This window comes from Pseudaestuariivita atlantica (genome assembly GCF_001205715.1).
GTDB lineage: Bacteria > Pseudomonadota > Alphaproteobacteria > Rhodobacterales > Rhodobacteraceae > Pseudaestuariivita > Pseudaestuariivita atlantica.
The window spans coordinates 679,336-705,047 of the sequence record NZ_AQQZ01000001.1 but is presented as its reverse complement, the minus strand read 5'-3'; the positions used below and the strand labels follow the sequence as shown (position 1 = coordinate 705,047).

Genomic DNA, 25,712 nt, shown 5'->3' with positions numbered 1-25,712 from the left:
CTTCTCCTTTGCAAACCCAGTGACATTTCTGAATGGTGTTTACATCAGATTGTAGAGCGCTCAGCGCGAAACTACTTGGTTTCAACGCCTTACGCGTCTCCCCTCACGTGACCAGATGCGCGCATTCCGGTACCGGTGTCAGCGCGCCGCCGGTGTCGAGATGGTGGATCAGGTTGTCCACGACCAGCGCGCCCATGGCGCCGCGCGTCTCTACCGTGGCCGATCCGACATGCGGCAGCAGCACGACGTTCGGCAGCGCCTTCAGCGCGTCGGGAATGTGCGGCTCACGTTCGAACACGTCGAGACCCGCCATGCCCAGCTTGCCCGTAGACAGCGCGTCGATCAACGCGGCCTCGTCCACGACGGACCCGCGCGAGACGTTGATCAGCAGGCCATCCGGCCCCAGCGCCTCCATCACCTCGGCATTGACCAGGTGCCGCGTCTCCGGCCCGCCGGGCGTGATGCAGACCAGAACATCAACCTTGCCCGCCATCTCCTTGAGATCACTCACGTATTCGTAAGGTACATCCTTGGGTGAGCGGCTGTGATAGAGGATCGTCGCGTCGAACGGTTCCAGCTTCCGCGCGATTTCCTGCCCGATCCGGCCCATGCCCAGGATGCCGACGCGCCGGTTGTCGGCGCTGCGGCTGAGCGGCGCGTTGCCCTCGCGCTCCCATGCGCCGGACCGTGCATGAGCTTCGTCCGCCAAGGCATTGCGATAACACATCAACATCAGCATAAGCGTGGTCGATGCGACCTCGGCATTCAGGACGTTGGGCGTGTGCGATACAAGGATCCCGCGCTCCGCGCATCCCGACGCGTCGATCGCGTCATATCCCACGCCGTAACAAGAGATCATCTTCAGGTCCGGCAAACGGTCCATGTAGGCTGGTTTCACCCCGTCATGGCCGTTGGTCGCCACATGCGCGATCCCTGCCCCGTGCGCGTCCAGCCACGCTTCGGGATCGTCCATCCCGTCGGTGTGGTGCAGCGTGAACCGAGCGGCGAGGCGGTCGCGCATCGCGTCGGTGATGTCGCCGATGACAAGAAGATCAGGCATCCTGCCGCACGACCTGCCGCTGCTTGCCAAGCCCCTCGATTTCCAGCTCCACCACGTCGCCGACCTTCAGGTATTGTTGCGGGCGCATTCCATCGCCCACACCCGGCGGCGTGCCGGTGGTGATGACGTCGCCGGGGTAAAGCGTGAAAAGCTCGCTCAGATGCGCGATGATCTGCGCCACGGTAAAGATCATGGTCGCGGTGCTGCCGGTCTGCATCCGCGTGCCGTTTACGTCGAGCGACATGGCAAGCGATTGCGGATCGCCCACCTCGTCGCGCGTCACCAGCCACGGGCCGGTCGGCCCGTAAGTGTCGCAGGACTTGCCCTTGGTCCACTGGCCCGACAGCTTCTGCTGGAACTCGCGCTCGGACACGTCGTTCACGATGCAATAGCCCGCGACGTGCTCCAACGCGGTGTCTTCGCTGATATACTTGCCTTCCTTGCCGATCACGACGCCCAGCTCGACCTCCCAGTCGGTGCGTCTGGACCCGCGCGGCATGACGATGTCGTCATTGGCGCCGGTGATCGCGGAATTGGCCTTGAAGAACAGGATCGGGTGTTCGGGGATCGCCAGCCCCTGCTCTTCCGCGTGGTCGGAATAGTTGAGCCCGATGCACAGGAACTTGCCGATATTGCCCACGCACGGCCCCATGCGCGGTGTCCCCGCCACGGTGGGAAGCGCCGAGGTGTCGAGTGCGCGCAAGGCATCCAGCGCGCCGTCGCCCAGCGTGGCGCCGGTGATGTCGGGCACGTAGGCGCTGAGGTCGCGCAGGGTGCCATCCCCGTCGATCAGGCCCGGCTTTTCTTCTCCCGGCTCTCCGTAGCGGACAAGTTTCATGGCGGTCTCCCTAGTGGTTGTCGCGCGGCGTATGCTTGCGGGCGATGTCGCGGTATTGGTCGGCGCCTTTCAGCGTCATGCCCTCGTCGAACCGGCCGACAAGGCTGCGGAAGTATTCCTGCCACGGAGACTGGTTGTCTGGGACGGCATATCCGCCTGCCTTTTCAAGCGCTTCGGCGCGTTTCTTCAACTCGTCCACGGGCACCAGCATGTCGGCGGTGCACTTGGTCAGGTCGATGCGCACGCGGTCGCCCGTCTGCAGCAGCGCCAGCCCGCCATTGTCCGCCGCCTCGGGCGCGGCGTTCAGGATCGACGGCGACCCGGACGTGCCCGATTGCCGCCCGTCGCCCACGCAGGGCAGCGCGTGGATGCCCTGTTTCAGAAGGTAGGCGGGCGCGCGCATGTTCACCACCTCGGCCCCGCCGGGATAGCCCTTGGGCCCTGCTCCGCGCATGAACAAAATACAATGTTCGTCAATGCCTTCCGCCTCGTCGTCAATGCGATGGTGGAAGTCTTCCGGCCCGTCGAACACCACCGCGCGGCCTTCGAAGGCGTTCGGGTCTTCGGGGTTTTCAAGGTAGCGCGTGCGGAACTCGTCCGAGATCACGCTGGTCTTCATGATCGCGCTGTCGAACAGGTTGCCCTTGAGGTTGATGAACCCGGCCTCGGCCATCATCGGGGCATCGACGCCCTTGATGACGTCGGCATTGGTCGACACCGCCTCCCCGCAATTGTCGCCCATCGAGCGTCCGTTGACGGTGACCGCGTCGGGGTGCGGAAGCAACCCCGCGCGCATCAGCGCCCCCACCACGGCAGGCACCCCGCCCGCGCGCTGGTAATCCTCGCCCAGATACTCGCCCGCGGGCTGGAGGTTCACCAGCAATGGGATGTGATGGCCCAGCTTTTGCCAGTCGTCGTTGTCGAGCGGCACGCCGAGGTGCCGGGCGATGGCGTTGAGGTGGATCGGCGCGTTGGTCGACCCGCCGATGGCCGAGTTCACGACGATCGCGTTCTCGAACGCCTCGCGCGTCATGACGTCGGACGGGCGGTGGTCTTCCCACACCATCTCCACCGCGCGCTTGCCGGTCTCGTAGGCCATCTGCGCGCGTTCGCGGTAGGGCGCGGGAATCGCGGCCGATCCGGGCAATTGCATCCCCAGCGCCTCGGCCAAAGAGTTCATCGTCGTGGCCGTGCCCATCGTGTTGCAATAGCCGACCGAGGGCGCGGACGAGGCGACCATCTCCATGAAGCCGTCATCGTCGATCTCTCCGGCGGCGAGCAGTTCGCGCGCCTTCCAGACCACGGTGCCCGACCCTGCCCGCTTGCCTTCGTACCAGCCGTTCAACATCGGGCCGACCGACAGGGCGATGGCGGGGATGTTGACGGTGGCGGCGGCCATCAACAGCGCCGGCGTGGTCTTGTCGCAGCCGATTGTCAGCACGACGCCGTCGATGGGATAGCCGAACAGCGTCTCGACCAGCGACAGGTAGGCGAGGTTGCGATCCAGCATCGCGGTGGGCCGCTTGCCCGTCTCCTGGATCGGGTGCACCGGCACCTCGATACAGGTGCCGCCCGCCGACACGATCCCGTCGCGCACGCGCTTGGCCAGTTCAAGGTGGTGGCGGTTGCAGGGGCTCAGATCGCTGCCCGTCTGGGCGATGGCGATGATCGGCTTGCCCGATTGCAGCTCTTCGCGCGTCAGCCCGTAATTCAGGTACCGCTCCAGATACAGCGCCGTCATTTCCGGGTCGTCGGGGTTCATGAACCACTTGCGCGAGCGCAGGTCTTCCTTGGCGATCTTGCGGGTCATCCGGACCAGCCTCCGTCGATGTAAAAGGGTTGTCCCGTGGTGAAGGCGCTTTCGTCGGATGCGAGGTAGACGGCAAGCGCGGCGATTTCCTCGGGCGAGGCGACGCGCCCCATGGGCTGGCGGTCGACGAAGGCCTGAAGCGCGGCGTCATAGCTGCCCATCTGCTCGCCCAGTGCCTTCACGCGGTCGTGCCATGACGGGCTTTCGACCGTGCCGGGGCAGATGCAGTTGCAGCGCACGCCGGTCTTGATGAAGTCGAGCGCGACCGATTTCGTCAGCCCCACGACAGCCGCCTTGGTCACGCCATAGACATAGCGGTTGGGCGCGGCGATCTTCGATCCCAGCGCCGAGGACATGTTGATGATCGACCCGGTGCCGCGCTCGATCATGCCCGGCAGCGCGGCGCGGGTGGTGCGGTGCATCGACCGCACGTTCAGGTCCATCGCGAAATCCCATTCGTCATCGGTGGCATCCAGTGCCGTGCCGTGATGCACGAAACCCGCGCAGTTCATCAGCACGTCCGGGTTGGCGCGCGCCACGCCCTTGGCGACCGACGCGTCGGACCGCGCGTCGAGCACGAAGGTCTCCATCCCCTCCAGCCCGTCCAGCAGGTCGCCGTTCACGTCGGTGGCGAACACCGTGGCGCCCTCGGCCGCCATGGCGATGGCCGAAGCCCGCCCGATCCCCTGCCCCGCCGCCGTCACGAGGCAGCGTTTGCCCGCCAGCCGATCGCCCATATCTCTCCTCCCAGATGCCGCATCCGCGCGGGAGCGATTGACCTCTCCGCGCCGCGGTCGCACCTTTGCGTAGCGCGGGGGCGCGCAAAAGCCAAGCGGGGGAACTGCATGACCGACACGACCAAGATCGCCTTTCTCGGCACCGGCCTGATGGGCGGGCACATGGCGCGCAACCTCGCGCAGGCCGGGCATCCTGTGACCGCGTGGAACCGCACCCGCGCCAAGGCCGAACCGCTGGCCGCGCATGGCGTGACGGTTGCCGACAGCGCGGGCGAGGCCGTGGACAGAGCCGATCTGGTGATCTCGATCCTCGCGGACGGGCCGACCACGGCGCAGGTCATGCGGGACGTGGCCGACCACCTGCGCGACGGCGCGGTCTGGGTCGACATGTGTTCGTCGAAACCCGAGGAGGCGCGCGCGCAGGAAGCGATGCTGGCCGAACACGGCGTGGCGCAGATCGACGCGCCGGTGTCGGGCGGGACGCGCGGCGCGGACGAGGCGACGCTGGCGATCATGGCGGGCGGCGATGCCGCGGCCTTTGCCCGCGTGGCCCCGGTGCTGAAGGCGATGGGTCGCCCGGTGCATGTGGGGCCGGCCGGGTCGGGGCAACTGGCGAAACTCGCCAACCAGGCCATCGTCGGCGTCACCATCGGCGTCGTGGCCGAGGCGATGCTGCTTTTGCAGAAAGGCGGGGCCGACCCGGCGGCGGTGCGCGCGGCGCTGAAAGGCGGGTTCGCCGATTCCATCGTCCTGCAACAGCACGGCGCCCGCATGACCGAGGGCGATTTCGACCCCGGCGGGCTGTCACGGCTGCAACTGAAGGACCTCGACAACGTGCTGCACGAGGCGCGGACGCTGGGCCTTTCCCTGCCGCAGGTCGCGGGCGTGCGCGACCGGTTCCACCATTTCGTGCACGACATGGACGGGGCGGACCGCGATCATTCCGGTCTCTACCTCGAACTGCTGGCGCGGCAGGACTAGGCGGGCACGGCCTCCCGTTCGGGGATTGGCCGCACGAGGTGGCGGCCAAGATGGGCGCGGATGCGGCGGCACACGCCGTCTTCGTCCCGCGCCAGCGCGGCATCGAGGATTTCGAGGTGCTGGTCGCGGTTGACGGGAAGGTGGGTGAAGTCGCGGTCGCTGGTGACCATCTGCTGGCGGAACCGGCGATAGATGGCCAGATGCATGTCGACCAGGATCTGCGAGCCGCAATTACCGATCAGGGTCTGGTGGAACTCCTGCTCGCCCCGCACCCATAACTGGAACACCTCGTCCGTGGGTTCGGTCCGCTGCACGCGGCTTTCGATATGGCTCAGCTTGTGATGCGCCGCGGTCAGGCGGGCCTCCCACGCGACGTCGGCATTGCGGATCGACCGGCAAGCGCCCTGCTCCTCGATCATGATGCGGACCTGCGTGATGTCGTGCAGCAGCTCGATATCGCGCTGCGGCACGCGAAAGCCGCGCTGGGGGTGGAACTGGACAAGGCCCTCGGTCGACAGGCGGAACAGGGCCTCGCGCACGGCGCTCGCCGAACAACCGAGAGAGGTGCGCAAGGTGTCGGGTTTCAGCTTGCTGCCATGGGCGAAACGCCCGTCCAGAAGCGCCGCGCGCAACCGGTCGACCACGTCCCACGCCGTTGAATCCTGTACCAGTCCCATGGCGAACGCCTCCCCTGTCGCGCGGCCCGATTCCACCAAGACATACCAAAAATTTCGCGATTTCAACAAAATCTCGAAAATACGTCGAATTCGAAAATTGCCTTGCCCGGTTTGGGGGGGCGTGTCTAAGGTGATGTTAGCGGCATCATAATTGGGCGGGCAACGCTCTTCGTCGCCAAAATAAATGGGAGGATACCATGAAAGCTTTGAAAACTGCCGTCTGCGCGGCAGCCCTTGTCGGCGCGTCGGCATTTTCGGCCGCTGCTGACGGTCACGCGACGACGAAACTTCGCATCCAGACGCATTTCAGCCAGGAAACGCTGTCGGGCCAGATGGCCGGCAAGTATATCGACGACATCCAGGCGATGTCGAACGGCGAGATCGAAGTCGAGATGTTTTATGCCTCGTCCGTGGTGAAATCGGCCGAGACGTTCGACGCTGCCGCGACCGGCATCCTCGATTGCGACATGACGGGCGGCGCCTACCAGACCGGCAAGAACCCCGCGTTCCAGTTCACCGGCGACCTGATGGGCGGCTACACCAACCCCTACCAGCAAATGGCATGGCTGCTGCATGCCGATGGCCGCGCGGCTGTCGACAAGCTCTACAAGCAGCACGGCATGAGCTTTGTCGGCTGGTGGATCCCCGGCCCGGAATCGCTGGCCTCGACCCGCCCGATCCGCGGCGTCGCGGACTTCAAGGACTGGAAATTCCGTTCGCCTCCGGGCCTCGCCACCAAGGTGTTCGCCAACCTCGGCGCCTCGCCCATCGTGATGGACTTCAACGAGATCTTCACCGCGCTTGAAACCGGCATCATCGACGGTGCGGACGCGGCGAACCTGACCAACAACATCGGTCTGGGTCTCTACGACATCGCCAAGCACACCAACTATCCGGGCTTCCACTCGATGCCGGCCGACCACCTGGCCTGCCGCACCGATGTCTGGGAAGCGATGCCGGCGCATCACCGCCGCATCATGGAAGTGGCGATGGACAGCCTTGCGCTGCACAACGCGACCATCAACGAGGTCAAGAACGCGCAGAACGCCGTCAAGCTGCAGGCCGAGGGCGTGAACCTCTACACGTGGAACGAGGAAGAACTCGGCAAGTTCCGCGACGCGGTCAAGAAAGGCTGGGAAGAGTTCGCGACCACGCCGGAAGCGAAAGAGCTGCTCGGCAGCCACGTTGCCTTCCTGCAAGGCATCGGCGCGATGTCCGAATAAGCCACGCATCCGCGTGAGCTGAGGGCGGCGGCGGTGCCAGAGGGCCCGCCGCCGTTTTTTACGCCATGAAGATCACCCGCATCACCAGCCACGTGCTGTCCTGCGACATGCCGGAGGTGCTGGGCTATTCGCAGCAATACTACGCGAAACGCACGGCCCACCTCGTGGAGGTCGAGACCGACGAAGGCGTCACGGGTTGGGGCGAATGTTTCGGTCCCGGACCCGTCGCGGTGGCCAACAAGGGCATCGTCGAAGGCGTGATCCAGCCGATGATCCTTGGGCTCGACCCGATGGATCGCGACGTGATCTGGCACAAGGTCTACAACCTTCTGCGAGATCACGGACAGAAGGGCATGCCCCTGCAGTCCCTCTCGGGCGTCGATATCGCCCTGTGGGACATCGCCGGCAAGGTCACGGGCCAGCCCATCGCGAAACTGATCGGCGGCGTGCACCGCGACAGCGTAGGCGTCTACGGCTACGGCATGATGCTGCGTCCCGAACCCGCCGCCGAGATGGCCGCGCGGTTCGTCGACGAGGCCGCCGCGATCCGCGACGCGGGCTTCCGCGCCACCAAGATGAAGGTCGGCCTTGGGCCACGGGACGACATCCGTTTGGCAGAGGCCGTGCGCCGGGGCGTGGGCGACGATTTCGATTTCATGGTCGATGCCAACCACGCCTACACCACGGCGGACGCCTTCCACGTCGGCCGCGCGCTGGACGAGCTGGGGGCCTACTGGTTCGAAGAGCCCGTCGCGCCGGAGGATCACGCGGGCTATGCCGAATTGCGCGCCGGGCTGACCACCAACATCGCGGGCGGCGAGGCCGAGTTCAGCCGCTGGGGCTGGAAGGCGCTGCTGGAAAGCCGTGGCCTGTCGATCGCCCAGCCCGAGGTCTGCGCGCTTGGCGGTATCACCGAATACCTGCGGGTGCTGGCGCTGTGCCATGCGCATTTCACGCCGGTGGTGAACCACGTCTGGGGATCGGCCATCGCGGTGGCGGCGAACCTGCAGCTGCTGGCGGCCATGCCGCCCCTGCCCGGCGGGCTGTTCCCGCGCGAGCCGTGGCTGGAGTTCGACACAACCGACAACAAATTCCGTGACAACCTGCTGACCGAGCCGATTAACATTCAGTCGCAGGTCAAGACCAACAATGGCGCCGTGGCGGTGCCGATGGGTCCGGGGCTGGGGGTCACCCCCGACCGCGACGTCATCGCCGCCTACAGGATCGCATGACCAGGGAGGGACAGATGGACCACAAGACCGGGAGCCTGATGGAATGGGTGATCCCTTTCCTGTTCGTGTTATGCGGGGCCTGGGCGATCTGGCACGCGCCGGCCTATATCCTGACGCTGGCGCCGCATGAAAACGCCTCCAAGCTGTCGCAGGTCACCGCCCTGCACCAGGCCAAGGAGCTGACGCCCAACCTGCCCGGCCTGTTCGGCGGCGTGGCCGACATCGTCGACTGGGCCGCGCTGTTGCTGCTGCCGGTGCTGGCGGCGATCGGCATGCGCGGCGTCAGGGTCGCCGCGATGGAATTCCAGCAATGGCGGCAGATCGACCGCTTCGCGCTGTTCTTCGGGCGGGTCACGATGATCCTCATCATCTCGATGACCTGCGTGATGCTTTACGAGGTGTTCCTGCGCTACGTGTTCGAGGCGCCGACGCTCTGGGCGAACGAGCTGACGCTGTGGATCGGGGGCTTCGTGTTCCTGTGCTCGGGCCTCTACGGCATGCAGCAGCGCAGCCATATCCGCATCTTCATCCTCTACGACGCCGTGCCGCGCTGGTTGCAGCGGGTGTTCGACACGACGTGGACGGTGATCTTCGTGATCTTCGCCATCGGGCTGGTCTTTGGCAGCTACAAGCAGGTCTTCATTACCAAGTTCTACAATTGGGAGATGTTCGGCACCGCCTTCGACCCGCCGATCCCCGCCACCGTGCAGCCCGCGGTGCTGATCATCATCTGCCTTGTCGCGGTGCAGTCGGTCATCAACCTGATCAGCGACTGGAACCTCGAACCCGTCACCCATTCCGCCGCCGATGACATCGACCAGGAAGAGCTGGAGGCGATCCGCCGCGCGGTCGGCAGCGACGGGGTCAGCGACCTCGACGTGACCCGCGGCAAGATCCAGGGCACTCAAGTGAAGGACAAGAACTGATGGACGTCGGAACGATCTCGATTGTCGTGGTGCTGGGGCTGATCGTCCTTCTGGCCATCGGCATGCCGCTTGGCCTTGCCTCGGCCGCGCTTGCGCTGCTGGTCATGGTGATGAAATTCGAACCCACCATGCTGACCCATACCGCCTGCTACCTGTGGGCCGAATGCGAGGGGCAGAGGATACCCGGCCTTTTGACCAGCAGGCCGGGGACCGGGCCGTTATATATCCTCTTACAGAAGATATTCGACCTGATGACGGAATACGTGCTTCTGTCGGTCCCGCTTTTCATCTTCATGGCGGCCCTGCTGGAACGGTCGGGCATCGCCAAGACGATGTACGACGCGCTCGACTACTGGCTGAGCCGCGTGCGCGGCGGCATCGCGGTTGTCACCTCGATCATGGCGGTCATCATGGCAGCGATGTCGGGCATCATCGGGGGCGAGGTCGTCCTGCTGGGCCTGATCGCGCTGCCGCAGATGCTGCGGCTGGGGTACGACCAGAACCTCGCCATTGGCACGATCTGCGCGTCGGGCTCTCTGGGCACGATGATCCCGCCCTCGATCGTCCTGATCATCTACGGCCTCATCACCGAGACCTCGATCAAGGCGCTGTTCACGGGCGCGTTCATTCCCGGTTTCATGCTGGCGTCGTTCATCATCATCTACATCCTAGTGCGGACGAACCTGAACCCGTCGCTGGCCCCCTTGCCGGAACCGCGCCCCGACGACGTGGGCGGCGGGCAGAAGGTGATGCGCTTTGGCGGGTTCCTGACGATCCTCTTCGGCGGTTTCGCCGTCGCGGTCCTCTTGCGCGCGGTGTTCTTCACCCTGACGGGCCAGAACATCCTCGAAGAGGGCGAGGACGCGATCACATGGGGCATGCCCTATGACATCCCCTACATCCTCGGCTTCCTCGCGCTTTGCGTGGTGCTGGGCCTGTTCGTCTTCGGGCGCGAGAACTGCCGCGAGGGCTGGAAACATGGCGCCGGCATGGTGCCGCCCTTCGTCATCATCGGCGTCGTGCTCGGCTCGATCTATGGCGGGATCACCGGCATCACCGAGGCGGCGGGCATGGGCGCGCTGGCGGTGTTCCTGATTTCGGTCATCCTTGACCGCTCGTTCGAGGAGTGGAAGGCGTTCTTCTACGACAACCGGGTCAAGGTGGCGATGTTCGGCGCAGCCACCATCGTGGTGGCCATCATCGTCGCATCGATCATCCCCGGCCAGACCGGAGTCATCGCGGGTGCGATGGTCGTGGTGATCGCGGGCTTCTACTGGTGCATGCGCGCGCCCGGCAAGGTGGACCTTGTCTGGGACGGGCTGATGCGCACCCTGCGGTCGACCGGCACGATCATCTGGGTGACCATCGGTGCAGCCGCCCTTGCGGGCGCCTACACGCTGGCGGGCGGGCCGAACTATATCGCCAACCTGATCGTCGGGTCCGAGATGCCGACGATGCTGGTCCTGCTGACCATGATGCTGATCCTGCTCTTCATGGGCGCGTTCATGGACTGGGTGGGCATCGTGCTGCTGATCATCCCGGTCTTCCTGCCCATCGTGCGCCGCCTGCCGATCGAGGAGATCGGGTTCATCGGCGAGCTTGATCCCAAGTGGCTGTCGGTCTGGTTCGGGGTGCTCTTCTGCATGAACATGCAGGTCAGCTTCCTGTCACCACCCTTCGGCCCCGCGGCATTCTACCTCAAATCCGTGGCCCCGCCGCATATCTCGCTGACGGACATCTTCCGGGGCTTCCTGCCCTTCATCTGCATCCAGCTGTGCGCGCTGGCGGTCCTGCTGATCTGGCCGTCCATCGTGACCCTGCTGCTCTAGCCAAGAGGAGGCTTCGATGCTGACGCCCGCGCAGATCGACCAGTTCAACCGCGACGGCTACCTCGTGATCGAGGACGTGATCGACGAGGCGACCCGCCAGGCGGTGATCGACGAATACGCCGCGCTGATGGACGGGCTTTATGACCAGTGGCACGCCGAAGGTCACGTGCCCGCGCCGCAGGCCGGTTGGGGGTTCTGGGACAAGCTCGGCGCGGCCTTCCGCGCCGGGCACGAATGGTACCAGCCGCTCGACATCTCGCTGCCCCATGCCGACATCACCGACGACACACCGATGCATTTCGGTCCTGCCGTGTTCGACATGGCGACGCATCCCCGCATTCTCGACATCGCCGAGGCGCTTCTGGGCCCCGAACTCACCTCGAACCCGATCCAGCACGTGCGCATCAAGCCGCCTGAACGGCTGGTGGACGGCGACGAGGTGCGCGCGCATATCGTGTCGACCGACTGGCACCAGGATCGCGGCGTGACGCTGGCCGAAGCGGACGAGACGCAGATGCTGACGGTGTGGCTCGCCATCACCGACGCCACGGTCGAGAACGGCTGCCTGCAGGTCATGCCGGGGATCGAGGAGGAGATGCTGCCGCATTGCTCCCTCCGCCAGACCGGCATCCGCGACCGCTACCTGCCGAAGAAAGAGCCGGTGCCCGCGCCGGTGAAGGCCGGCGGCGCGGTGATCTTCCACCCGCTGACACCGCATGCCTCGCTCGCCAACATGTCCGACGGCTACCGCTGGTCGTTCGACCTGCGCTACAACGTGACCGGCCAGTCCACAGGCCGCGATCATTTCCCAAGCTTCGTCGCCCGCTCCCGCGCCAATCCCGAGACCGAGTTGAAGGATTGGCGCGTCTGGCGCCGGATGTGGGAGGACACGCGCCACAGCGTCGCCCACGGCACCCATATCCCGCAGCACCGCTGGCCCACCTCCGGGCCGTATTGCGCCTGATGCGCTGGGTCCGCCTCGATGCCGCCGACACGGTGGTCACGGCCACGCGCGCGCTCGAAGCGGGCGCGGAGGTCGAAAGCGTGACGACGACCGGGTTGGTCCCTTCCGGCCACAAAGTCGCGACCGTCGCGATGGCACCCGGCGACCGGGTGGTCAAATACGCCCAGACCATCGGCTATGCCTCGACCGCCATCGCGCCGGGGGAGCACGTCCACACCCACAACGTGGAATTCCGCAACACCGACGCGGCCTATGAATTCGGCACCAACCTGCGCCCGGTCGAGGCCGTCCATCAGGACGGACGAGACACGTTCCAAGGCTACCGCCGCGCCAATGGCCGCGTCGGCACGCGCAACTACATCGCCATCGTCACCTCGGTGAACTGCTCGGCCACCGCCGCGCGCCAGATCGCGGCGCATTTCACGCCCGAGCGGTTGGCGCCTTATCCCAATGTCGACGGTGTCGTCGCCTTCGTGCACGGCACCGGCTGCGGCATGGCGGGCGATGGCGAGGGGTTCGAGGCGCTCCAGCGGGTCATGTGGGGCTATGCCCGCCACCCCAACCACGCAGGCGTCCTGATGGTGGGTCTGGGATGCGAGATGAACCAGATCGACTGGTTGCTCGAAGCCTATGGTCTGGAGCAGGGCCCGCTTTTCCAGACGATGAACATCCAGAACGCCGCGGGCCTGCGCCGCACCGTCGAGACGGGCATCGCCAGGATCGAAGCAATGCTGCCGCTGGCGAACGAGGCCACGCGCACTCCCTGCCCGGCCTCCGACCTGATGGTCGCCCTGCAATGCGGCGGGTCCGATGCGTGGTCGGGCATCACAGCGAACCCGGCGCTCGGATATGCCTGCGACCTGCTCACCGCGCAGGGCGGCACCGGCGTGCTGGCGGAGACGCCGGAAATCTACGGGGCCGAGCACCTGTTGACCGCCCGCGCGGCCAGCCCCGAGATCGGCGAAAAGCTCATCGGTCTCATCCGCTGGTGGGAGGATTACACCGCCCGCAATCGCGGCTCGATGGACAACAACCCCTCCCCCGGCAACAAGAAGGGCGGGCTGACGACGATCCTCGAAAAGTCGCTGGGGGCGGCGGCCAAGGGCGGCACGACGCCTTTGAACGGTGTTTTCAAGTACGCCGAACCGGTCACCGCGCGCGGGTTCACCTTCATGGATTCGCCCGGATACGACCCGGCCTCCGTCACCGGCCAGATCGCGGGCGGGTGCAACCTCGTCTGCTTCACCACCGGGCGCGGATCGGCCTTCGGCTCGAAACCCGCGCCGACGATCAAGGTCGCCACCAATTCCGAGATGTACGCCCGCATGACCGAGGACATGGACGTCAACACCGGCGACATGCTGTCGGGCGAGATGTCGCTGGAGGCCAAGGGGCACGAGATCTACGAGATGTTCCTGCGCGTGGCATCGGGAGAGATGTCGAAATCCGAAGCGCAGGGATTGGGCGATTACGAATTCGTACCGTGGCAGATCGGGGCGGTGATGTGAGCGGTCCGAAAATATTCCCCGCGCAGACTCAGGACCGCAGGCCGCCGCGCATCGACGGGCCGCCCCCACGGCACGTCGATCTGGTTGAGCGTCGCACTGCGCGGCCATCCCGCGCGGTCTTGGCGCACATAAAGCGCGCAGCAAACCCGTCGGCTCGACGCACCGCGACCCGTCTGCACCCGTTGAGCGGGGTCCCCGCGCGGAATCAAGGGCTTCAGCCCGCCGCGCATCGACGGGCCGCCCCCCGGCATGTCGATATGTCCGGTCTTGGCGCGTCGCCTGACCGCCGTCCGGACCTTGCAACCATAAAGACCCACAGAAATCCCGTCGGATCGCCGCGCCAGGGCCCGTCGCTGCACGGCTTGTCGGTGTCGGGGAACCTGCCATGACCCGCATCCTCGTCATGGGCGGCGGGCTGATCGGGATGCGCCACGCTCAGGCCATAGCCGCCCACCCACGCGCCACGCTTGCGGGGCTGGTGGACCCGAACCCGGCCCTCGTCGCGCCTGGTGGCGCGCCTCGGTTCAATGACATCGCGGATGTCGACATGCCCGTCGACGGCGTCATCATCGCCACCCCCACCGGCCTCCACGCCCCCCATGCCGAGGCCGCGGCCGACCGCGGCTGGCCCGCGCTGATCGAAAAACCCGTGGCCGGCACGCGGAAGGACGCGGCGCGCGTCATCGCCGCCGCGCGCCGGGTGCCCATCCTGATCGGCCATCACCGCCGCTACCATGCCTCGCTCGACACCCTGCGCGATGCCGTGACGGGCCGGATCGGCACGCCTGTCACCGCAACGCTGATCTGGGCCATGCGCAAGCCCGACCCCTATTACCAGGGCAACTGGCGCAGCGCGGGCGGATCGCCGGTGATGATCAACCTCGTGCACGACATCGACGTCCTGCGCTTCGTGATGGGAGAGATCACCGGCATCGTCGCCCTGCCCGGCCGCCGCCTGCGTGGCTCGGACCGCATCGAAAGCGGCGCCGTCGCCCTGCAATTCGCCAGCGGCGCGACCGGCGCGATCAGTTTCGCCGACACCGCGCCCAGCCCCTGGGGGTTCGAGGCGGGCACGGGCGAGAACCCCAATATCGGCACCACCGGGCAGGACATGATGTGGATCACCGGCACGGAAGGCGGCGTGTCCTTCCCGTCGCTCACGCTCTGGTCCGGCACCGAATGGGCGCATCCCGCGACGCCGGAACGGCTCGATGCGCCGGCCACCGTGCCGCTTGACGCGCAACTCGACCATTTCCTCGACGTGATCGTCGGCGCCCCGCCCCGCATCAGCGCCGAGGACGGGGCCGCCACGCTCGACATCGCGCTGAAGATCGAGGAGGCGCTGACATGCCGACCCTCCGAGGCGGCCTGATCGGCGCGCATATCTCGCGCACGCGCCTTCCGGCGGCGCTGGAGATCATGTGCGCGGCCTCCGGCTGGACGCTCGACTGGCAGCTGATCGACACGGCGGAGGACCCGTCCTTCGATTTCGACGCCACCATCGCGCAGGCCCGGATGGACGGCTGGACCGGCATGACCGTCACCCATCCGTGGAAGACCCACGCCCGCGCGCTGGCGGGCGACGGCATGGCGCCCGAGGTCGCGCATCTGGGCGCGTCGAACACGCTTGTCTTCGGCGGCACGCTCACCGGCCACAACACCGACTACACGGGTTTCCTTGCCGCGCTGGACGAGGCGGGCATCGGCGAGATCCGCGACGTGACGGTGATGGGCGCGGGCGGCGTGGCCGAGGCCGTCGTGCCTGCATTGGTCGAACGACAAAAGGCCGGCGCCCGGATCGGCGTTTTCGATATCGACCCGAACCGCGCAGAGGCCCTCGCCCGCCGGGCCGGTGCAACGGTTCTGAAAAAGGGCGACCTGACGCAAGCGCGCAACCGGGACCATGGCCTCGTCAACTGCACACCGCTTGGCATGGCCGACTACCCCGGCGACGCTTTCGACTGGCTGACCCCGACGAACGACCCGCCGAAATGGGCGTTCGACGCGGTCTATACCCCGGTCTGGACGCCCTTCCTGTCCGCCGCCCGCGCCGCAGGGCTGCAAACCATCACCGGGTTCGACCTGTTCCGGCACATGGCCATCCGCACCTTCCGCGCCTACACTGGCGTGGCGCTCGACCCATCCGCAATCCTGCCGCAACTCGCCCGTCTGGAGCCGCGCTGATGCCCGAAGTCCTGACCCAAGCTCAGATCGACACCTACAACACCGACGGCTGTCTCGTCCTGCCCGCCCACATCCCCGAAACATGGCTGGCCCGCCTGCGCGACGAGATCGCCCGGTTCGAGGATGAAGCCCGCGGCATGACCGCGTCGAACGACCGGCTGGACCTGGAAGACAGCCACACGCCCGACGCCCCGCGCCTGCGCCGGATCAAGCTGCCGCACACGATATCCGACGTGGTGCGCGAGTTGATGTACGACGACCTGATCCTCGGGCCCGCGCGCGACCTGATCGGGCCGGACCTGCGCCTGCACACGACCAAGCTGAACATGAAATCGGCGGGCTATGGCGCGGCGGTGGAATGGCACCAGGATTATGCCTTCTACCCCCACACCAACGACGACATCCTCGCCATCGGCGTCTGTATCGACGACATGGCGCCCGAGAATGGCCCCCTGCAGGTCTTTCCCGGATCGCACAGGGGGCCGGTCTATGACCACCACGTGAACGGCGTGTTCGCCGGTGCGATGAACCCCGCCGATCACGGCCTGAACGTGAAGAACGCCCGGCAACTGACTGGTCCGGCTGGATCATTGTCGATCCACCACGGGCGCGCGCTGCACGGATCGGCGCTCAATACATCGGACCGGCCGCGCCGCATCCTGTTCTACGAGATGATGGCGGCGGATGCCTTCCCGATCATGGGTTCGATGACCCGGTGGGAGGGGATCGCCGATTACGACACGCGGATGTTGTGCGGCACGCCGACGCTGCAACCGCGCCTCAAGGACATCCCGATCCGCATCCCGCAACCGCAGCCGGACGTGCCGATCTCGATCTACGAAATTCAGAAAGGTCTGAAGAACCGGGCCTTTGACGTTGTTAAACAAGGAGATTCCTGATGTCGAAACCCTCCATCGGCTTTATCGGGCTGGGCCTCATGGGCTCGGCCATGGTCACGCGCCTGCAATCGCTGGGCTATCCCATGACGGTGGTCGCCAACCGCTCCCGCGCCGCCATCGACGCGGCGGTGGAACGCGGCGCGACCGAGGTGAAGACCGCGCGCGAGGTGGCCGAGGCATCGGACATCACCATGCTGTGCGTCGACACCACCGCCAATGTCGAGGCGCGGATGCGCGGGCCGGACGGCGTGATCGCGGGCCTTGGCCGCGGCAAGGTGGTGATCGATTTCGGCACCTCCCTGCCCGGCTCCACCCGCGCGCTGGGGGAAGAGGTGGCCGCGACCGGGGCGCAGATGCTCGACAGCCCGATCGGGCGCACGCCGTCCCACGCGATCGAGGGCAAGATCAACCTGATGTGTTCCGGCGACAAGGCGACCTATGACCGGGTCAAGCCGGTGCTGGACGACCTTGGCGAGAACGTCTTTCACCTCGGCGCGTTGGGGTCGGGGCACACGATCAAGCTGATCAACAACTTCTTCGCGCAATGCATCGCCAACGGCATGGCCGAGGCGTTCGCCATGGCCGATGTCGCGGGCGTGGATCGCAAGATGGTGTACGACGTGATCGCCGCCGGGCCGCTGCATAACGGCATGATGGATTTCATCGCGGCCTACGGGCTTGACGGGGACGACCAGAAGCTCGCCTTTAGCATCAAGAACGCCGCGAAAGACGTTGGTTACTATGCACAAATGTGTGAGGATGCGGGCTTTGCCTCGATGATGTCCGAGGCACCTTTGAGCGCGCTGAAAGCCGCCATCGACCAGGGCCGGGGCGAAGACATGGTGCCCCGCATGGTCGATTTCTTCGGCACCCGCGCCAAGGGCTGAACCGGTCAGGTCCAGTCCAGCACCACCTTGCCGCAGGACCCGTCCCGCATCGCCGCGAACCCGGCCTCGAACTCCGAGGCCGGCAGGCGGTGCGTGATGACCGCCCGCACGTCGAGCCCGTTCTGCAGCATCGCGATCATCTTGTACCACGTCTCGAAGATCTCGCGGCCATAGACGCCCTTGATCGTCAGCGCCTTGAAGACGATGCGCGACCAGTCGACGGCGCTTTTGCCCGGCGGGATGCCCAGCAGCGCGATGCGCCCGCCCATCACCATCGCCTCGACCATCTGGTCGAACGCCGCCTGGGTGCCCGACATCTCGAGCCCCACGTCGAACCCTTCGCGCATGCCCTTGGCGGCGATGACGCTGCGCAGGTCCTGTTCTGCCACGTTCACCGGCGTCACGTCCGCGACGCGGCCCGCCAGCGCCAGCCTGTCGGGATTGATGTCGGTGATGACCACGTGCCGCGCCCCGGCATGCCGCGCCACCGCCGCCGCCATGATCCCGATGGGGCCCGCGCCGGTGACCAGCACGTCCTCTCCCAGCAGGTCAAAGCTCAGCGCGGTATGAACCGCGTTGCCCAGGGGGTCGAGGATCGCGCCCATCTCGTCATCCACCTCGTCCGGCAGGGGCACGACGTTGAAGGCGGGCAGCTTGAGGTATTCGGCGAAGGCGCCCGGTTCGTTCACCCCGATGCCGCGCGTTTCGGGGTCGAGGTGGAAGCGCCCCGCGCGGGACTGGCGGGAGGTCTTGCCGATCAAGTGCCCCTCCCCCGAGACGCGCTGCCCGATGCGCAGACCCTCGACATCGTGGCCCAGTTCAACGATCTCGCCGGAAAATTCGTGCCCGATGGTCAGCGGCACCGGCACGGTCCGCGCCGCCCACTCGTCCCAGTTCCAGATATGCACGTCGGTGCCGCAGATGCCGGTGCGGTGGATGCGGATCAGGACGTCGTCGGGGCCGATCTGCGGCGTGGGCACGTCCTCGGCCCACAGGCCCGGTTCCGCCCGCGATTTCACCAGCGCCTTCATCGGATCACCCCCAGTTCACGACCCACGCGCGCGAAGACGTCGAGCCCCTGTTCAAGATCGGCCTGCGTCAGCGCCGCGTTCATCTGCGTGCGGATGCGCGCCTGCCCGCGCGGCACGACCGGGAAGAAAAAGCCCGACACGTAGACGCCCAGATCAAAGGCGCGCGCGGCAAAGTCCTGCGCCAGGTCCGCCTCTCCCAGCATGACGGGAACGATCGGATGCGCGCCGGGTAACAGGGTGAAGCCAAGGTCGGTCAGCCCATCGCGCCAGAACGCGGTGTTGTCCCACAGGCACGCCCGCAGGTCATCGCCATCCTCGACCAGGTCCAGCGCGGCAAGGCTTGCCGCGACGATGGAAGGCGGCAGCGCATTGGAAAAGAGGTACGGCCGCGCCCGTTGGCGCAGCAGGTCGATCACCGGTTGCGGCCCGGCGACATAGCCGCCCATCGCCCCACCCAGCGCCTTGCCCAGCGTGCCGGTCAGGATGTCGGCGCGGGTGCCGAAATGCGCGGGCGTGCCTGCGCCCCTTGGCCCGACGAACCCCGTGGCGTGGCAGTCATCCACCATCACGATCGCGTCGAAGTCATCGGCCAGGGCCCGGATCGCGGGCAGGTCGGCATAGGTGCCGTCCATGGAAAAGACGCCGTCGGTCGCGATCATGATATGCCGCGCGCCGTCGTCGCGCGCCTGTTGCAGCTGCCCGCGCAGGTCGGTCATGTCGTTGTTGGCATAGCGATACCGCCGCGCCTTGCACAGCCTGATACCGTCGATGATCGACGCGTGGTTCAGCGCGTCCGACACCACCGCGTCCTCGGGCCCCAGAATCGGTTCGAAAAGACCGCCATTGGCGTCGAAACAGGCCGCGAAGAGGATCGCGTCCTCCATCCCGAGGAACCCCGCCAGCCGCGCTTCCAGCCGTTGGTGACTGTCACGGGTGCCGCAGATGAACCGGACGGATGCCATGCCGTACCCATCGGCCTCGAGGCTGTCCCGCGCCGCCTCGACCAGCGCGGGATGATCGGCGAGGCCGAGGTAGTTGTTGGCACAAAGGTTCAGCTTGGGGCCGTCCCCGGTCGCGATCTGCCCGCCTTGCGGCGAGGTGATCGGCCGTTCCACCTTATACAGGCCCGCCGCCCGCGTCCGTTCAAGTTCTGCAGCAATATGATCGAGAAAAGACATGGGGGCCCACCTCCGTTTTAACGGAAAGTGTCAGCGGGCGGCGCTCATGTCAATATACCGGATATCATCCGCTATCACGAATTTCGGACGACAAGGATCGTGCGTGCACCCTCGGGCGCGGTGATCGCGTGGGGCACGTCGGCGCGGTACCGCATCGTGTCACCGGCGTTGAGCGTTTCGGTGTCCGACGACGAGGTCACCGCAACCGGCCCGCCGCCCAGCACCGTCAACGCCTCGGAACAACCGGGCGAATGAGGCTCGGACACGAGCGCGCCACCCGACTTGAAAATCACCTCGTAAACTTCTGCGATACCGACATCTTCCGGCGGCGACAGGATGCGGATCGTGACGCCCGCATCGGGGCGCGAGATGACCGGGACCTGCCCGGCGCGGTGCAGGTCAATGATCGGGCTCTTCTCGGACGGGGTGGCGTCCAGCAATTCGGAAAAGTCGAGGTCGAGCGCCTGCGTGAGATGCCAGAGGCTTGCCACGGTGGGCGAGCTTTCGCCCCGCTCGATCTGGCTCAGCATCGACCGGGAGACGCCCGAAAGCGAGGCCAGCGCTTCGAGCGACAGCCCGCGCGCGGCGCGTTCCTCCTTCAGGCGGGAGGCCAGTCTATCCGTTATCTCAGACGAAGGCGGCATGGCGGGACGTTAGGCAGAACGCGGCGCGCGCGCAATCGAAACCTCATCCCAGCGCGTAACCGGCCCCGCGCACCGTGCGCAACGGGTCGTCGCCGCCATGCTGGCACAGCGCCTTGCGCAGCCGCCCGATATGCACGTCGACGGTGCGGGTATCGACGTAGATGTCGCGCCCCCAGACCCGGTCCAGCAGCTGTTCGCGCGTCCAGACGCGGCCCGGCTTTTCCATGAAGGTGGTCAGCAGGCGGAACTCGGTCGGGCCGAGTTTCAGCGGCGTCCCGTCGCGGGTCACCTTGTGCGTCTCGCTGTCGAGCACGATGCCGTCGTATTCCAGCCGCTCCCCGACCGAGGCGGGCCGTGTCCGGCGCAACTGGGCACGGACGCGGGCCATCAGTTCGACCACCGAATAGGGTTTGACCACGTAATCGTCGGCGCCGGTTTCCAGCCCCCTCACCCGGTCCACCTCTTCCGAACGGGCCGACAGCATGATGATCGGGGTGTTGCGCGTGGCGGGCCGTGCCTTGACCTGCCGGCAGACCTCGATCCCCGACACGCCGGGCAGCATCCAGTCGAGCACGATGATGTCGGGGGCGTTCTCGGCCACCATCAAGAGCGCCTCGTCGCCGGTTTCGGCCCGCAGCACGCGGAACCCCTCGGCTTCGAGGTTATAAGACAACACGTCCCGCTGCGCCGCCTCGTCTTCGACCACCAGAACGGTCGGTTGCGTGGACATGGGCTCAGTCTCCGCCGGATCCTTCCGGCCCCGCATCCGGGGTGATGAGGTCGTGCTTGACCCGGTCGCCCGGCACCTCGCCCGACCGCAGGAAGATCACCTGTTCGGCGATGGCGGTGACGTGATCGCCCATCCGTTCGATGTTCTTGGCGATGAAATGCAGGTGCATGCAGGCGGTGATGTTGCGCGGGTCTTCCATCATGAAGGTCAGGAATTCGCGGAACAGCGCGTTGTACATCTGGTCGACATCGCCATCGCGGTCGATCACGTCCTGCGCCAGTTCGGCATCGCGCTGGATATAGGCGTCCAGCGCGTCCTTCAGCATCGCCTCCACCTCGCGCGCCATGCGCTTCAGCGCGGTGGTCGAGCCGTTGATCTGCGGCATCTGCACCAGCACGCCGGTGCGCTTGGCCATGTTCTTGCTGAGATCGCCGATGCGTTCGAGCGCCGAGGACATCTTCATCACGCTGAGGATCACGCGCAGGTCCACCGCGGTGGGCGCGCGCAGGGCGATGACGCGCGCGGCTTCCTCGTTCACGCGCTCTTCCAGCTCGTCGATGGCCTTGTCGTTGAGGCGCACCTCTTCGGCCAGTTCCTCGTCACGGGTCGCCAGCGCCTTGGCCGCCTCGGTGATCGAGGCCTCGACAAGCCCGCCCATCTTCATGATCAGCGCCTGTATCGCTTCGAGGTCGCGGTCGAAGGCCGATGCGATATGCCTGCGGTCATCCTGCATGACGTCTCTCCTTAGCCGATGCGGCCGGTAATGTAGCTTTCGGTGCGGCTGTCTTCGGGCTTGGTGAAGATCTTGCCGGTCTCGCCGTATTCCACGAGGTTGCCGAGGTGAAAGAAGGCGGTCTTCTGGCTGACCCGCGCGGCCTGCTGCATCGAGTGGGTGACGATCACGACCGAGTAATTGGCGCGCAATTCGTCGATCAGTTCCTCGACCTGGCTGGTGGCAATCGGGTCGAGCGCCGAACACGGCTCGTCCATCAGCAGGACCTCGGGTTCGGTGGCCACGGCGCGGGCGATGCACAGGCGCTGCTGCTGGCCACCCGACAGGCTGGTGCCGGGCGCATCAAGGCGGTCCTTCACCTCGTCCCAGATCGCGCCGCGGCGGAGGGAGCGTTCGACGATCTCGTCCAGTTCCGCCCGGTTGCGGGCCAGCCCGTGGATGCGGGGACCGTAGGCGATGTTGTCGTAGATCGACTTGGGAAACGGGTTCGGTTTCTGGAAGACCATGCCGACCTTGGCGCGCAGCTGCACCGGATCGACCGCCGGGTCATAGATGTCTTCACCGTCAAGGCGTATTTCACCCTCGACCCGGCAGATGTCGATCGTGTCGTTCATCCGGTTGAGGCAGCGCAGGAAGGTCGACTTGCCACAGCCCGACGGGCCGATGAAGGCGGTGACGGTCTTGTCCTCGATATCGACGTTGACGTCCTTGATGGCGTGGTTGTCGGCGTAATAGACCTGCACGCCCCGCGCCGAGATTTTGGTTTCTGTCACGTCAACGTCCCTTTCGATCACGCGCATGTCGTTCATGGTCACGCTCTCCTCACCAGCGGCGCTCGAAGCGGCGGCGCAGGATGATCGCGATGATATTCATTGTCAGAAGGAATAGCAGCAGGACGATGATCCCGCCCCATGCCTTTTCGTAGAACCCCACGTCGGCCCGCGCCGCCCAGGTGTAGATCTGCGCCGGCATGGCCGAGTTCGGCTCGGTGAAACCGGCGATGAACCCGTCGGGGTAGCCCCGCGCCACGAACCCCACCATCCCGATCAGCAGAAGCGGCGCGGTCTCTCCCAGCGCCTGCGCAAGACCGATGATCGTGCCGGTCAGGATGCCGGGCATGGCCAGCGGCAGGACATGGTGCAGGACCGATTGCATCTTGGACGCGCCTAGCCCCAGCGCCGCATCGCGGATCGAGGGCGGCACCGCCTTCAGCGAGGCACGGGTCGAGATGATGATCGTCGGCAGGGTCATCAGCGTCAGCACCAGCCCGCCCACTAGCGGGGCGGATTGCGGCAGGTGCATGAACTGGATGAAGACGGCAAGGCCCAGGATGCCGAACACGATGGACGGCACCGCGGCGAGGTTCGAGATGTTGACCTCGATCAGGTCGGTGAACCGGTTCTGCGGCGCGAATTCCTCAAGGTAGATCGACGCCGCCACCCCGATGGGCAGCGACAGGAACAGCACCACCAGCATCATGAAGAACGAGCCCACCACCGACGCGCCGATGCCCGCCCCGCCGGGATTGTCGACGCCCGAATCCGCGCCGGTGATGAAATTCCAGTTGAACGCCTGCCGGATGATCCCGGCCTCGGCCAGCGCATCGACAAGGTCGAGGTCCGAGGCCTGCAAAAACCGGCTGTCCACGAACCCGTCGCGCGTCACGCGGCCCTTGAAATAGCCGTCGACGCGCGATGCGGCGGACAATTCGAACTGCACGGGCGTGCCAAGGTCGCCTTCGTTGGCGCGGAAATGCTCGCGGATGGTGGCGCCGGGCTTGCCCATGATGCGGTTGATGGCCTTGGCGTCGAACTCGGCTTCCACCCCGCGTTCTTCCAGACTGGTCACCAGCGCGGCGTTGAATATCTGCTCATACGCCTTGGTCTTGAACAACTGGCCCTCGGCCTTGGCGTAATCCTCCTCGCTCAGCGTGAAGTCGATCGACACGACCGTTTGCGTGAAGGCCGGAAGGCCCGACCGGACGATCGTCACGCCCAGCACCACGAGGAAGAAAAGCCCGACGAGGATCGCGGCAAGCCCGTAGAAGCGGAACCGTTTCTCGGCGGCATTGCGGCGCCGGGTGCGCGCGTCGAGTGTCCTGAGCGAGCTTTTGCGGCGGCCGTCTTCGGGCGCGGCGGGGATGCTGGTGGCGTCGGTCATCAGTCGTACTGCTCCCGGTATTTGCGCACGATGTAGAGGGCAAGGACGTTCAGCCCCAGCGTCAGGACAAACAGCGTCATGCCAAGCGCGAAGGCGACCAGCGCCTCGGGCGAGGCAAAGTCGCTGTCGCCGGTCAGCTGGCTGACGATCTTGGCGGTGACGGTGGTCATCGCCTCGAACGGGTTGAGCGACAGGCGCGCGGCGGCTCCTGCCCCCAGCACCACGATCATCGTCTCCCCGATGGCGCGGCTGGCGGCCAGCAGGATGGCGCCCACGATGCCCGGCAGGGCCGCGGGCAGGACGACCTGCTTGATTGTTTCGGACCGCGTCGCGCCAAGCCCGTAGGACCCGTCGCGCATCGCCTGCGGCACGGCGTTGATGATGTCGTCCGACAGCGACGACACGAAGGGGATCAGCATGATGCCCATCACGATCCCCGCCGTCATCACCGCGCGCCCGCCGCCCTGCCAGCTGACGCCCAGCATGCCCCCGTCGCCGAAAACGCTGACCAGCAGCGGACCGACCGTCAGCAGCGCGAAAAGGCCGTAGACGATGGTGGGGATCCCGGCCAGCACCTCCAGAAGTGGCTTGGCCACCGCGCGCATCCGCGGAGAGGCGTATTCCGAAAGGTACACGGCCGCGAACAGCCCGATGGGCACCGCCACCGCCAGCGCCACGAGCGAGATGTAGAGCGTCCCCCACAGAAGCGGCAGCACGCCAAGGTCGGACGCCCCGCCCCGGCCCGAAAAGGACGGTGCCCATTCCAGCCCGAAGAAGAACTGCGACGCGGGGTAGAGGCGGAAGAATTCGACCGTGTTGAAGACCAGCGACAGGACGATGCCGATCGTGGTCAGGACCGCGATGGAGGCCGCGCCGATCAGCATCACCCGGATGCCCTGTTCCACCACGTTGCGGGCGCGGAAGGCCGGCGCCGATTCCCGCACGCCCCAGACAAGACCCGCCAGCGCCGCCAGCATCACGACGACCGACATGATGACCGACCCGGTGGCCGACATGCGGTTGCGCAGTTGCGCGGCCTCGATGATCGGCGCGGTCAGGGTGGAGGTCACCACCTGCCCCGCATCCTTCAGCGCCTGCGTGACCTCTTCGGGGTCCATGGACCCGTCGCGCAGCGCGTCGGCGCTCAGCGCGCCCTCGGCGACCGCGTTGGTCATGCCCTTCGCGGTGCGGGTGACCTCGGCCATGACAAGGCCGATGCTCGATCCCTCGCGGACCTCGTCGGCGGGAATGGTGCCGGACACGACGCGATCCACGACCAGCGGCTGGATCAGCAGCCACAGGATCAGGAGGCCGAAGGCGGGCACGACGATCTTCAGGAATACGTTGGCGCCGTAATAGAACGGAAGCGAGTGCAGCGCGCGCGTGTCGCCGCCCGCCTGCGCAACGGCGCGCGACCGGCCAAGGACATATCCCGCACCCGACACCACCAGAACGGCCACGATCAGCCACAGCAACGGCAT

General features: G+C 66.3%; 24 protein-coding genes. 11 read left to right on the top strand and 13 right to left on the bottom strand.

Going from position 1 to position 25,712, the window contains the following annotated elements; all coding sequences use genetic code 11:
• Positions 1–103 precede the first annotated feature (103 nt).
• The 4 genes from ATO11_RS03390 to ATO11_RS03375 are packed head-to-tail and all read right to left on the bottom strand — an operon-like array spanning position 104 to position 4,445.
• Positions 104–1,060, bottom strand: coding sequence for a 2-hydroxyacid dehydrogenase (locus tag ATO11_RS03390; protein ID WP_050529376.1), 957 nt, complete (start codon positions 1,058–1,060; stop codon positions 104–106).
• Positions 1,053–1,898 carry a fumarylacetoacetate hydrolase family protein gene (locus tag ATO11_RS03385; protein WP_050529375.1) on the bottom strand — a complete coding sequence of 282 codons (846 nt, stop codon included), beginning with the start codon at positions 1,896–1,898 and terminating at the stop codon, positions 1,053–1,055. Before ATO11_RS03385 ends, ATO11_RS03390 begins: the two co-directional genes overlap by 8 nt.
• A gap of 10 nt (positions 1,899–1,908) precedes the next feature.
• Complete coding sequence (locus ATO11_RS03380) at positions 1,909–3,708, bottom strand: IlvD/Edd family dehydratase (RefSeq protein ID WP_050529374.1); 1,800 nt, start codon at positions 3,706–3,708, stop codon at positions 1,909–1,911.
• Positions 3,705–4,445 (bottom strand): SDR family oxidoreductase, encoded by a 741-nt coding sequence (locus ATO11_RS03375; protein ID WP_050529373.1) that lies wholly within the window; start codon positions 4,443–4,445, stop codon positions 3,705–3,707. Before ATO11_RS03375 ends, ATO11_RS03380 begins: the two co-directional genes overlap by 4 nt.
• A gap of 108 nt (positions 4,446–4,553) precedes the next feature.
• Between ATO11_RS03375 and ATO11_RS03370 the strand changes: the two genes are divergently transcribed.
• Positions 4,554–5,426, top strand: a complete 873-nt coding sequence (locus ATO11_RS03370; protein ID WP_050529372.1) for an NAD(P)-dependent oxidoreductase — start codon at positions 4,554–4,556, stop codon at positions 5,424–5,426.
• On the opposite strand, the gene ATO11_RS21640 is transcribed toward ATO11_RS03370, so the two are convergent.
• Positions 5,423–6,103 (bottom strand): GntR family transcriptional regulator, encoded by a 681-nt coding sequence (locus ATO11_RS21640; RefSeq protein ID WP_110553550.1) that lies wholly within the window; start codon positions 6,101–6,103, stop codon positions 5,423–5,425. The two genes, ATO11_RS03370 and ATO11_RS21640, sit on opposite strands and share 4 nt — an antisense overlap.
• 197 nt (positions 6,104–6,300) lie before the next feature.
• On the opposite strand from ATO11_RS21640, the gene ATO11_RS03360 reads away from it, so the two are divergent.
• The 10 genes from ATO11_RS03360 (at position 6,301) to ATO11_RS03315 (ending at position 17,755) form a co-directional block, all read left to right on the top strand.
• Complete coding sequence (locus ATO11_RS03360) at positions 6,301–7,326, top strand: TRAP transporter substrate-binding protein (protein ID WP_050529370.1); 1,026 nt, start codon at positions 6,301–6,303, stop codon at positions 7,324–7,326.
• A 65-nt stretch (positions 7,327–7,391) separates the two neighbouring features.
• Positions 7,392–8,558 (top strand): mandelate racemase/muconate lactonizing enzyme family protein, encoded by a 1,167-nt coding sequence (locus tag ATO11_RS03355; RefSeq protein ID WP_050529369.1) that lies wholly within the window; start codon positions 7,392–7,394, stop codon positions 8,556–8,558.
• A gap of 14 nt (positions 8,559–8,572) precedes the next feature.
• On the top strand, positions 8,573–9,484 hold the full coding sequence (locus ATO11_RS03350) for a TRAP transporter small permease subunit (protein WP_082176110.1): 912 nt from the start codon (positions 8,573–8,575) through the stop codon (positions 9,482–9,484).
• Positions 9,484–11,313 (top strand): TRAP transporter large permease, encoded by a 1,830-nt coding sequence (locus tag ATO11_RS03345; RefSeq protein ID WP_050529368.1) that lies wholly within the window; start codon positions 9,484–9,486, stop codon positions 11,311–11,313. The genes ATO11_RS03350 and ATO11_RS03345 overlap by 1 nt, the downstream gene beginning before the upstream one ends.
• 16 nt (positions 11,314–11,329) lie before the next feature.
• Positions 11,330–12,277 (top strand): phytanoyl-CoA dioxygenase family protein, encoded by a 948-nt coding sequence (locus ATO11_RS03340; RefSeq protein WP_050529367.1) that lies wholly within the window; start codon positions 11,330–11,332, stop codon positions 12,275–12,277.
• Positions 12,277–13,785, top strand: a complete 1,509-nt coding sequence (locus ATO11_RS03335) for a UxaA family hydrolase (RefSeq protein ID WP_050529366.1) — start codon at positions 12,277–12,279, stop codon at positions 13,783–13,785. The genes ATO11_RS03340 and ATO11_RS03335 overlap by 1 nt, the downstream gene beginning before the upstream one ends.
• Positions 13,786–14,170: 385 nt before the next feature.
• Positions 14,171–15,157, top strand: a complete 987-nt coding sequence (locus ATO11_RS03330) for a Gfo/Idh/MocA family protein (protein ID WP_050529365.1) — start codon at positions 14,171–14,173, stop codon at positions 15,155–15,157.
• Positions 15,133–15,969, top strand: a complete 837-nt coding sequence (locus ATO11_RS03325) for a shikimate dehydrogenase family protein (RefSeq protein ID WP_050529364.1) — start codon at positions 15,133–15,135, stop codon at positions 15,967–15,969. Before ATO11_RS03330 ends, ATO11_RS03325 begins: the two co-directional genes overlap by 25 nt.
• A complete protein-coding gene (locus tag ATO11_RS03320; RefSeq protein ID WP_050529363.1) occupies positions 15,969–16,868 on the top strand; it encodes a phytanoyl-CoA dioxygenase family protein in 900 nt (299 codons plus the stop codon). The genes ATO11_RS03325 and ATO11_RS03320 overlap by 1 nt, the downstream gene beginning before the upstream one ends.
• Entirely contained in the window at positions 16,868–17,755 is an 888-nt protein-coding gene (locus ATO11_RS03315; RefSeq protein ID WP_050529362.1) for an NAD(P)-dependent oxidoreductase, read from the top strand. Before ATO11_RS03320 ends, ATO11_RS03315 begins: the two co-directional genes overlap by 1 nt.
• A gap of 5 nt (positions 17,756–17,760) precedes the next feature.
• Here ATO11_RS03315 and tdh read toward each other — a convergent pair whose 3' ends face one another.
• The 8 genes from tdh to pstC all read right to left on the bottom strand — a co-directional run bounded on the left by tdh (position 17,761) and on the right by pstC (position 25,712).
• Positions 17,761–18,786, bottom strand: a complete 1,026-nt coding sequence (tdh, locus tag ATO11_RS03310) for an L-threonine 3-dehydrogenase (RefSeq protein WP_050529361.1) — start codon at positions 18,784–18,786, stop codon at positions 17,761–17,763.
• Complete coding sequence (locus ATO11_RS03305; protein ID WP_050529360.1) at positions 18,783–19,964, bottom strand: glycine C-acetyltransferase; 1,182 nt, start codon at positions 19,962–19,964, stop codon at positions 18,783–18,785. Before ATO11_RS03305 ends, tdh begins: the two co-directional genes overlap by 4 nt.
• 74 nt (positions 19,965–20,038) lie before the next feature.
• A complete protein-coding gene (locus tag ATO11_RS03300) occupies positions 20,039–20,608 on the bottom strand; it encodes a helix-turn-helix domain-containing protein (protein ID WP_050529359.1) in 570 nt (189 codons plus the stop codon).
• Between the two features lie 43 nt (positions 20,609–20,651).
• Entirely contained in the window at positions 20,652–21,338 is a 687-nt protein-coding gene (gene phoB / locus ATO11_RS03295; RefSeq protein ID WP_050529358.1) for a phosphate regulon transcriptional regulator PhoB, read from the bottom strand.
• A gap of 4 nt (positions 21,339–21,342) precedes the next feature.
• Positions 21,343–22,071 (bottom strand): phosphate signaling complex protein PhoU, encoded by a 729-nt coding sequence (gene phoU, locus ATO11_RS03290; protein WP_050529357.1) that lies wholly within the window; start codon positions 22,069–22,071, stop codon positions 21,343–21,345.
• A gap of 11 nt (positions 22,072–22,082) precedes the next feature.
• Positions 22,083–22,880, bottom strand: a complete 798-nt coding sequence (pstB, locus tag ATO11_RS03285) for a phosphate ABC transporter ATP-binding protein PstB (protein WP_050529356.1) — start codon at positions 22,878–22,880, stop codon at positions 22,083–22,085.
• A 13-nt stretch (positions 22,881–22,893) separates the two neighbouring features.
• Positions 22,894–24,231 carry a phosphate ABC transporter permease PstA gene (pstA, locus tag ATO11_RS03280; protein WP_050529355.1) on the bottom strand — a complete coding sequence of 446 codons (1,338 nt, stop codon included), beginning with the start codon at positions 24,229–24,231 and terminating at the stop codon, positions 22,894–22,896.
• On the bottom strand, positions 24,231–25,712 hold the full coding sequence (gene pstC, locus ATO11_RS03275) for a phosphate ABC transporter permease subunit PstC (protein WP_050529354.1): 1,482 nt from the start codon (positions 25,710–25,712) through the stop codon (positions 24,231–24,233). The genes pstA and pstC overlap by 1 nt, the downstream gene beginning before the upstream one ends.

Coding starts and splice junctions, on each gene's coding strand:
- ATO11_RS03375 (WP_050529373.1), bottom strand. CDS start 4,445: ATGGGCGATCGGCTGGCGGGCAAACGCTGCCTCGTGACGGCGGCGGGG.
- phoU (WP_050529357.1), bottom strand. CDS start 22,071: ATGCAGGATGACCGCAGGCATATCGCATCGGCCTTCGACCGCGACCTC.
- ATO11_RS03380 (WP_050529374.1), bottom strand. CDS start 3,708: ATGACCCGCAAGATCGCCAAGGAAGACCTGCGCTCGCGCAAGTGGTTC.
- ATO11_RS03335 (WP_050529366.1), top strand. CDS start 12,277: ATGCGCTGGGTCCGCCTCGATGCCGCCGACACGGTGGTCACGGCCACG.
- ATO11_RS03315 (WP_050529362.1), top strand. CDS start 16,868: ATGTCGAAACCCTCCATCGGCTTTATCGGGCTGGGCCTCATGGGCTCG.
- ATO11_RS03370 (WP_050529372.1), top strand. CDS start 4,554: ATGACCGACACGACCAAGATCGCCTTTCTCGGCACCGGCCTGATGGGC.
- tdh (WP_050529361.1), bottom strand. CDS start 18,786: ATGAAGGCGCTGGTGAAATCGCGGGCGGAACCGGGCCTGTGGGCCGAG.
- ATO11_RS03390 (WP_050529376.1), bottom strand. CDS start 1,060: ATGCCTGATCTTCTTGTCATCGGCGACATCACCGACGCGATGCGCGAC.
- ATO11_RS03305 (WP_050529360.1), bottom strand. CDS start 19,964: ATGTCTTTTCTCGATCATATTGCTGCAGAACTTGAACGGACGCGGGCG.
- ATO11_RS03345 (WP_050529368.1), top strand. CDS start 9,484: ATGGACGTCGGAACGATCTCGATTGTCGTGGTGCTGGGGCTGATCGTC.
- ATO11_RS03385 (WP_050529375.1), bottom strand. CDS start 1,898: ATGAAACTTGTCCGCTACGGAGAGCCGGGAGAAGAAAAGCCGGGCCTG.
- pstB (WP_050529356.1), bottom strand. CDS start 22,880: ATGAACGACATGCGCGTGATCGAAAGGGACGTTGACGTGACAGAAACC.
- ATO11_RS03330 (WP_050529365.1), top strand. CDS start 14,171: ATGACCCGCATCCTCGTCATGGGCGGCGGGCTGATCGGGATGCGCCAC.
- phoB (WP_050529358.1), bottom strand. CDS start 21,338: ATGTCCACGCAACCGACCGTTCTGGTGGTCGAAGACGAGGCGGCGCAG.
- pstA (WP_050529355.1), bottom strand. CDS start 24,231: ATGACCGACGCCACCAGCATCCCCGCCGCGCCCGAAGACGGCCGCCGC.
- ATO11_RS03300 (WP_050529359.1), bottom strand. CDS start 20,608: ATGCCGCCTTCGTCTGAGATAACGGATAGACTGGCCTCCCGCCTGAAG.
- ATO11_RS03360 (WP_050529370.1), top strand. CDS start 6,301: ATGAAAGCTTTGAAAACTGCCGTCTGCGCGGCAGCCCTTGTCGGCGCG.
- ATO11_RS03350 (WP_082176110.1), top strand. CDS start 8,573: ATGGACCACAAGACCGGGAGCCTGATGGAATGGGTGATCCCTTTCCTG.
- ATO11_RS03320 (WP_050529363.1), top strand. CDS start 15,969: ATGCCCGAAGTCCTGACCCAAGCTCAGATCGACACCTACAACACCGAC.
- ATO11_RS03340 (WP_050529367.1), top strand. CDS start 11,330: ATGCTGACGCCCGCGCAGATCGACCAGTTCAACCGCGACGGCTACCTC.
- pstC (WP_050529354.1), bottom strand. CDS start 25,712: ATGCCGTTGCTGTGGCTGATCGTGGCCGTTCTGGTGGTGTCGGGTGCG.
- ATO11_RS21640 (WP_110553550.1), bottom strand. CDS start 6,103: ATGGGACTGGTACAGGATTCAACGGCGTGGGACGTGGTCGACCGGTTG.
- ATO11_RS03355 (WP_050529369.1), top strand. CDS start 7,392: ATGAAGATCACCCGCATCACCAGCCACGTGCTGTCCTGCGACATGCCG.
- ATO11_RS03325 (WP_050529364.1), top strand. CDS start 15,133: ATGCCGACCCTCCGAGGCGGCCTGATCGGCGCGCATATCTCGCGCACG.